Source organism: Salinispora sp. H7-4 (assembly GCF_013416675.1).
GTDB classification, from domain to species: Bacteria; Actinomycetota; Actinomycetes; order Mycobacteriales; family Micromonosporaceae; genus Micromonospora; species Micromonospora vitiensis.
The window spans coordinates 201,924-208,958 of sequence record NZ_JABZED010000049.1; the positions used below are offsets into that span (position 1 = coordinate 201,924).

Annotated in this window: 6 protein-coding genes and 1 pseudogene; 2 read left to right on the forward strand and 5 right to left on the reverse strand. The window is 70.2% G+C overall.

The window, feature by feature from the left end; genetic code table 11:
* Positions 1–4: 4 nt before the first annotated feature.
* The 4 genes and pseudogenes from tgmA to H0524_RS18945 all read right to left on the reverse strand — a co-directional run bounded on the left by tgmA (position 5) and on the right by H0524_RS18945 (position 2,290).
* Positions 5–301: a putative ATP-grasp-modified RiPP gene (gene tgmA, locus H0524_RS18935; protein WP_180199839.1), complete on the reverse strand. Its 297-nt coding sequence runs from the start codon at positions 299–301 to the stop codon at positions 5–7.
* 200 nt (positions 302–501) lie between these two features.
* Positions 502–690: pseudogene (locus H0524_RS25025) on the reverse strand (hypothetical protein); the annotation flags it as partial.
* A 28-nt stretch (positions 691–718) separates the two neighbouring features.
* Positions 719–898 (reverse strand): hypothetical protein, encoded by a 180-nt coding sequence (locus H0524_RS18940; RefSeq protein WP_028192782.1) that lies wholly within the window; start codon positions 896–898, stop codon positions 719–721.
* Between the two features lie 186 nt (positions 899–1,084).
* Entirely contained in the window at positions 1,085–2,290 is a 1,206-nt protein-coding gene (locus tag H0524_RS18945) for a helix-turn-helix domain-containing protein (protein WP_180199840.1), read from the reverse strand.
* A gap of 444 nt (positions 2,291–2,734) precedes the next feature.
* Between H0524_RS18945 and H0524_RS18955 the strand changes: the two genes are divergently transcribed.
* A complete protein-coding gene (locus tag H0524_RS18955) occupies positions 2,735–4,045 on the forward strand; it encodes an aspartate aminotransferase family protein (protein WP_180199842.1) in 1,311 nt (436 codons plus the stop codon).
* Positions 4,042–5,532: a CoA-acylating methylmalonate-semialdehyde dehydrogenase gene (locus H0524_RS18960; protein WP_018728826.1), complete on the forward strand. Its 1,491-nt coding sequence runs from the start codon at positions 4,042–4,044 to the stop codon at positions 5,530–5,532. The genes H0524_RS18955 and H0524_RS18960 overlap by 4 nt, the downstream gene beginning before the upstream one ends.
* Here H0524_RS18960 and H0524_RS18965 read toward each other — a convergent pair.
* Positions 5,504–6,919, reverse strand: a complete 1,416-nt coding sequence (locus H0524_RS18965) for an acyltransferase (protein WP_180199843.1) — start codon at positions 6,917–6,919, stop codon at positions 5,504–5,506. The two genes, H0524_RS18960 and H0524_RS18965, sit on opposite strands and share 29 nt — an antisense overlap.
* Between the last annotated feature and the right edge of the window lie 116 nt (positions 6,920–7,035).

Consider the following 7,035-nt stretch of genomic DNA (forward strand, 5'->3'; position numbering starts at 1 on the left):
GGTGTCAGTCCTGGTAGGTGTCCGGGGTGGAGTCGTTGAAGTTTTGGTGATCGTAGGAGGTCTTGCTGTTCGTGGCCACCTTCTGTGTGGTCTGCGGCTTACCCAAGGTGGTGCCGTCGACACCGATCACGGTCTGCGTCACCGGGTCTAGGTGGGCGTCGGTCAGGTCAACCACCGGAACCTCGTCACCCACCTGCGTGGACAGTGTCAGCCCGAACGGGCGAGCCGGGCTCACCCGTCCCTGCTCGGTGCGGCTGTCGTAGAGCGGCAGCAGGCAGCGGTCCGGGGCGAACGTAGTCATAGCGGCCTCCATCATTGAGGGGTTTACCTTGCGATTTGTGGTGCTCCGAGTAGGCCGTGGGTGAGTAACACGGCGTACGCCTTCGCCCACGGCCAGCACCGCTGCGGGGTGCCGCACACGGGCAGCGTCCATCAACCTGGTGATGCTCGGCCAGGTCCCGGCGCCAGCGGCGGATGGTGGCGTCGGCCGGTTTCATCGCTGCTCCCGGCGCGTTGCGGGGGTGCCCAGTTGCCCTGCCCGACCGTGGCGAGGTAGTCGTAGGCGGTCGTGGTGGGCGGGCACGGCCATGCGGATCGGCAGATCGGGCACCGGTCCACGCGCGGCCAGTGCTCGGTGATGATCCGCCGGGCGGACAGGATCATCCGGTTGCGTAGCTGGACCCTCGACAGGCCGGGCTGGGCCGGGCGTGGATGGCCATCACCGGCCGCAGGCCCGCTGCCGGGCCAACGGGGTCAACAACGGTCGGCTGTCGAAGATGACCGTCGGCTGGTTGTGCAGCGAGGAGTATGCACCCGCCCGCGCCGCGTACCGGGTGGCGGGACCGACCGCGTCCAACCGTGCGGAACGGCGGCGGAGTCGACGGAATAGTCGGATCATGCGCGTGCTCCCTCACCCTCGATGGTGGGTGAGGCGTCCGCCCTTTCGGCTGCAACCGCCCCTACCCGATCTGTCATGCACGGCTGATTCGGAGGGGGGCCGAACCAGCCGTGCCACAACAGAAGGTAGGCGCGCTATTACGCTGCGGCTCTCACGGAATGGGGGACCATCCCGTAGCGGGGTACTTCAGACCACACCTACCAGCTCTGCGATGCTGCGCAACTCATCCCGATTAGTAGGAGTTTCCCTGGTCAGCAGCTCCCGAACCGTCGCCCGCATCAGCAGATTCAGCGAGGACTCCTCGGGGGACTCCCGGTGCGCGCGCTGCAGCATGTGGATCGCGGCGTAGTCATCGCGCTTGCTGGCGTAGGCCCGTGCGAGGTGCGTGAAGTGGGAGTGTCGACGCTCAATTGACGGGGATTGACCAACGTCGACCCGTTCCGCGATCCGCGCGGCCTCCCCTGGTCGGGACAGTTCCAGCGTTGCTGCGGCACGGTGAATGGCCGCATTGGTCGGACCGAAAAAGATGAAGTGGTGCTCTGTCTCCCCGGTGCGGGCTGCGAGCGCGTCGGCCCGGTCGAGCACGTCAAGTGTCCGTCGTTCGTCTCGCAGCCGGGCGTACTGGATCGACAGCAGTAGGTGTAGCCCGCCTAGCGCAGCGAGGCGAGCTGGGTCGTCGTCGGCGCTGCGCTGCTGGTCGGCGATGGCCTGCCGGCACATCTCCACCGAATCCTCGGTATGCCCTCGATTGGAGAGCACCTGCCCCATGTTCCACGCAGCGGACGCCCGATAGGCGGGATCATCGGCCTCGTATGCGGCTGTCAGCGCCCGGTCAGCGGCAATTACCGCAAGATCCTGAGCACCGACCCTCTTCGCAAACGCGCGGACGAGTAGGTACAGGTCGGCCGCGACTCGCTGTGCTTGCCTTCGTTCGTTGCCGTCGAGGCGGGCGACCGCGGCCCGGGATGCATGTACCAGTCCCGGCAGGACCGGGCTGGTGTAGGTGTAGCGCTGTCGCGACTGGTGCCACGTCGTCCACGCCAGCCGGACTGCCGACTGTAGTTCAGCGAGGTTTGACAGTTGGTTGGCATCGGGCGCGTAGGCGGTCATGGCCGCCCGCAGCGGCGGCACCGATTCGTGTTCGGCCGGGTCATCGGGCATTACCCCGAGCGGATGGCCGGTGAGTTTGTAGAGGTCACGAACGTTGAGAATCCGAGCAATCTCGATCCAGTCAGCCAGGCTGTTGACCGAGCGCTCTCCGGATTCCCACTTCCGCCACGCGCCCACGCTGACACCCTTGAGCTGGGCGCACACCTCTTGGGTGAGCCCGCGCCGCTTGCGATAGAGCTTTATCCGCGCACCGGGCGGCATTGGGTCGTGCTTCGGTTCCATGCTGGCCTCCCAGGTTGAGGTCTGGGCGCGGGCCGCCGGCCTCAACCCCAGCGAGCCGCCAACATCGACGGTACTCCCCGCCTCCACGCCAGGCTGCCATCTGTTCGCGTGGTCTCCTCGGGCGCAAGCCCCGTGCTCGTGGACGGAGTCCTCAGCCCGTACGGGGACGTAGCAACCGCCGGTCGTCTACACCGAGCACCCCCTGTTTCCCGGCGAGGAAGCTGTCCAGGTCAACCCCACCCACGGCGCCTGGATCACTGAATTGAGCACCGTACTGGACATCGCCTGGACCACGCCCTTCGGTGTTGGTTGATCGATCCATCGGGGCGTCTCGTTGACGTGGTGTCAGGTGGACGGTGCGGTGACGCTACACGGTGCCAGTTGTTCACGGTGCGCGGTGGTGAGAGCGTGCCGTCATCAACCGCTTCGTTGAGAGGTGTCACTATGACCACCGACGATCTGCTGGCCCGGCACCGGGCGGTGCTCCCGTCCTGGATGCCGCTCTACTACGACGAACCGCTTGAACTCGTCGCTGGTCAGGGGCGTCGGGTCACCGACGCGCAGGGCCGCACGTACCTGGATTTCTTCGGCGGCGTGCTGACCAACAGCATCGGTTACGACATTCCGGAGATCCGCGCGGCGGTGGAGCGCCAGCTGGCTACCGGGCTCGTGCACACCTCGACGCTCTACCTGATCCGGCAGCAGGTGGAGCTGGCCGAGAAGGTGGCCCGGCTGTCCGGCATCCCGGACGCCCGGGTCTTCTTCACCAACTCCGGCACCGAGGCCAACGAGGCCGCGTTGCTGATGGCCACCAACTATCGGCGTTCGCACCAGATCCTCGCCGTACGCAACAGCTATCACGGCCGGTCGTACGCGACCATCGGGGTCACCGGCAACCGGGGCTGGTCGGCGAGCCCGCTGAACCCGTTGCAGGTGGCCTGGCTGCACTCGGGGGAGCGGCTGCGGGGTCTGCTGGCCCGGCTGCCCGAGGCGGACCGGATCGACGCGGCGGTGGAGGACCTGCGGGAGGTGTTGGCCACCCAGACCTCGGGTGATGTCGCCTGCCTGATCGCCGAGCCGATTCAGGGCGTCGGCGGATTCGTGCACGGCCCGGACGGGCTGCTCGCCGGCTGGCGCAAGGTGCTCGACGAGCACGGCATCCTGCTTATCTCGGACGAGGTGCAGACCGGCTGGGGGCGGACCGGCACGCATTTCTGGGGCTACCAGGCCCACGGCGTGACCCCGGACATGATCACCTTCGCCAAGGGCGTTGGCAACGGGTTCGCACTCGCCGGTGTGGTCGGGCGGGCCGAGGTGGTCGAGTCGGTGCCGGCGATCAGCTTCTCCACCTTCGGCGGCAACCCGATCTCCGCCGCCGCCGGCAACGCCGTCCTCGACTACCTGCTCGACCACGATCTGCAGGCCAACGCGGACCGGGTCGGCACGATCCTCAACGAGGGGCTGCGCGCCGCGGTCGGCGGGCTGCCCGGGGTCGCCGAGGTACGCGGCAAGGGGCTGATGCTCGGCGTCGAGTTCGTCCTTCCGGGCACCGCCGACCCGGACCCCGGGCGAGCGACCCGGGTGTTCGAGGCGTGCCGGGCCGGTGGCCTGCTCGTCGGCAAGGGAGGCCTGTACGGGAACGTGGTGCGGATGGGCCCGCCGTTGACCCTGACCGAGGAGGAGGCCCGGGAGGGCCTGGCAATTCTGGTGGATGCGATCCGGTCCGGCGGGACCGCGGCGGAGGTGGCGGCGTGAGTCTCATCGGGCACTTCGTGGATGGCAAGTCGCTCACCGGCACGGCGGTACGCCGCGGCGACGTCTTCGACCCGGCCACGGGCGCGCGTACGGCGGAGGTCGAGCTGGCCTCCGCCGCGGAGGTGGCGGCAGCGGTCGAGGCCGCCGACCGGGCCGCGCGGAGCTGGCGGGACGCCTCCCTGTCGCGACGCACGGCGGTGCTCTTCGCCTTCCGGGAGCTGGTCCACGCCCGGCGCGACCGGCTCGCTGAGGTGATCACGGCGGAGCACGGCAAGGTGCTCGCCGACGCCGCCGGTGAGGTGCAGCGCGGGCTGGAGGTGATCGAGTACGCCTGCGGCATCCCCGCGGCGATGCGCGGCGGGTTCAGCGAGAACGTCTCGACCGAGGTGGACTCCTACAACCTGCGCCAGCCCCTCGGGGTGGTGGCGGTGATCAGCCCGTTCAACTTCCCGGTGATGGTGCCGCTCTGGTTCGTGCCGGTCGCGGTGGCCACCGGCAACGCGGTGGTGCTCAAGCCCAGTGAGAAGGACCCGAGCGCGGCGCTGCTGCTGGCGGAGTGGTTCGCCGAGGCGGGCCTGCCGCCGGGGGTGCTCAACGTGGTCAACGGGGACAAGGAGGCCGTGGACGCCCTGTTGGACCATCCGGCGGTGCGGGCGGTGTCGTTCGTCGGCTCCACGCCGGTCGCCCGGCACGTGCACCAGCGGGCGTCGCTGGCGGGCAAGCGGGTGCAGGCCCTCGGCGGGGCGAAGAACCACATGGTGGTGCTCCCCGACGCGGATCTGGACCTGGCCGCCGACGCCGCCGTCAACGCGGGGTTCGGGTCGGCGGGGGAGCGCTGCATGGCGATCTCGGCGCTGGTCGCGGTGGAGCCGGTCGCGGACGCGCTGGTCGCGAAGATCGCCGAGCGGATGGCGGGGCTGCGCACCGGCGACGGCCGGCGCGGCTGCGACATGGGCCCGCTGGTCACCGCCGCGCACGCCGAGCGGGTGCGTTCGTACGTCGAGGCCGGTGTGGCGGCGGGCGCGGTGCCGGTGGTGGACGGTCGGGACGTGCGCCCGGACGGGGACCCGAACGGCTACTGGTTGGGGCCGACCCTGTTCGACCGGGTCACCCCGGAGATGTCGGTCTACACCGACGAGATCTTCGGCCCGGTGCTGTCGGTGGTCCGGGTCGGTTCGTACGAGGAGGCCGTCCACCTGGTCAACACCAACCCGTACGGCAACGGGACGGCCATCTTCACCAACGACGGCGGCGCCGCCCGGCGCTACCAGCACGAGGTGGAGGTGGGCATGGTGGGGATCAACGTGCCGATCCCGGTGCCGATGGCGTACTACTCCTTCGGCGGCTGGAAGGCGTCGCTCTTCGGCGACCTGCACGCGCACGGGGAGGACGGGGTGCGCTTCTTCACCCGGGGCAAGGTGGTCACCAGCCGTTGGCTGGACCCCCGGCACGGTGGGGTCAACCTGGGGTTCCCCACCCAGACCTGAGTAGCCGCAGGGTGCCCGCCCCGGCCAGGTAGGCCACCAGCGCCGGGACGGGCAGCCCGAGCAGCAGCGGGGCGTCCCGTGGGGCGGTCGCGTTGATGACGAGCGCGGCGACGACGGCGACGAAGGCGGCGACGGCGAGCACGCTGCGGCCGGTGATCCGCCAGTGGTGCGCCGCCCGGTCGTCCGATGGCGGGGCGGGCCCCCGGGCGGCCGGGGGGCGGCCGGTGCGTGCCTCGATCGGACCGAAGATGGCGACCAGGACGGCCAGGAACACACCGAGGATCAGGACCCAGGGGATCCGCCAGGCCAGCCAGGCGGCGGTGCCGGCGGTCGGGGTCGGCAGCAGTCCCACCGCGTCCAGGGCGCCGATCGCCAGGATCGCCGCGCTCAGGTGCCACAGGAAGACCGTCAGGACGACGCTGTTCACCGCGATCACCGCCATCCAGGGTCGGTCGCGGCGTAGCCAGCGCTGCGCCGGCCGGCGCAGCAGCAGGAGGAGCCCGAGCTGTGCGGTGCTCACCGCCAGGAGCGCGAGGCTGGGCGGGGCGGCGTTGTTCAGCCGCTCACCCGGAATGTTGATCATACTGACCGGGTACGGGCCGGGGCCGGTCAGCAGCACCGCCACGGCCAGCCCGCCGAGTAGCGCCGTCCAACCGGCCCGCCGGGACAGCGGTAGCCGCCGGGTCCGGAGCCCCGTCCAGCGGCCGCGCGGTGCCGCAGTGTCAGTGTCTTTCTTGTCCGCGTCGTACCAGGCGAAGCCGAGCTGGTGGATGGCCAGCCAGCCGAAGAGGTAGTTCGGTAGGGCGGCGTCGTGCAGACCGAGTTCGCGGGTCAGGTCCCCGGCCGCGACCAGGGCGGCCAGCGCCACCGGTACGAGGAGCCCGTACCGCCGGTGCAGCGCGGACATCATCGGGGTCAGCGGCACCACGAGGAGGTACGCGGCGAGGAACCACAGCGGGATGGTGGCGAAGTAGACCACGGTCCGGACCAACGACGGGTCGGCGCCGCCGAGCCGGGCGGCGAGGCCGGCGACGGCGAGGACGAGGATCAGCACGCTGGTGGGCCGGAGCAGGCGGGCGCTGCGGCCGAGCAGCCAGCCGGTGGCGTCCCCGCCGCGACAGCGGTGCGAGGCCAGGGACGCGGCGTTGGCGTACCCGCCGACCAGGAAGAAGATCGGCATGACCTGGACCGCCCAGGTCAGTGGGTAGGCCCAGGGTAGGTCGGGCAGGGCGGAGCGCGCGGTGGGCTGCCCGGAGGCGTCGTGCCCGATGTCCACGACGCTCCAGTGACCGAGAACGACCATGATGATGGCGAGGGCCCGGAGCAGGTCGAGGTAGCGGTTCCGGCTCGCCGGTGTCGCCTCGGCGAGTCGGCGCAGGCGGCCCATGAGCGCAAGCGTAGGGGACGGTGCTGGTCACCGTCGGTGTTCGCCCAGAGACGGCTGTTGGCCGGCACCCGGTTCGGGTGCCGGCCAACAGTTTCTTTCCCCCTTGTACGGGTTAG

Coding starts and splice junctions, on each gene's coding strand:
- H0524_RS18945 (WP_180199840.1), bottom strand. CDS start 2,290: ATGGAACCGAAGCACGACCCAATGCCGCCCGGTGCGCGGATAAAGCTC.
- tgmA (WP_180199839.1), bottom strand. CDS start 301: ATGACTACGTTCGCCCCGGACCGCTGCCTGCTGCCGCTCTACGACAGC.
- H0524_RS18955 (WP_180199842.1), top strand. CDS start 2,735: ATGACCACCGACGATCTGCTGGCCCGGCACCGGGCGGTGCTCCCGTCC.
- H0524_RS18940 (WP_028192782.1), bottom strand. CDS start 898: ATGATCCGACTATTCCGTCGACTCCGCCGCCGTTCCGCACGGTTGGAC.
- H0524_RS18965 (WP_180199843.1), bottom strand. CDS start 6,919: ATGGGCCGCCTGCGCCGACTCGCCGAGGCGACACCGGCGAGCCGGAAC.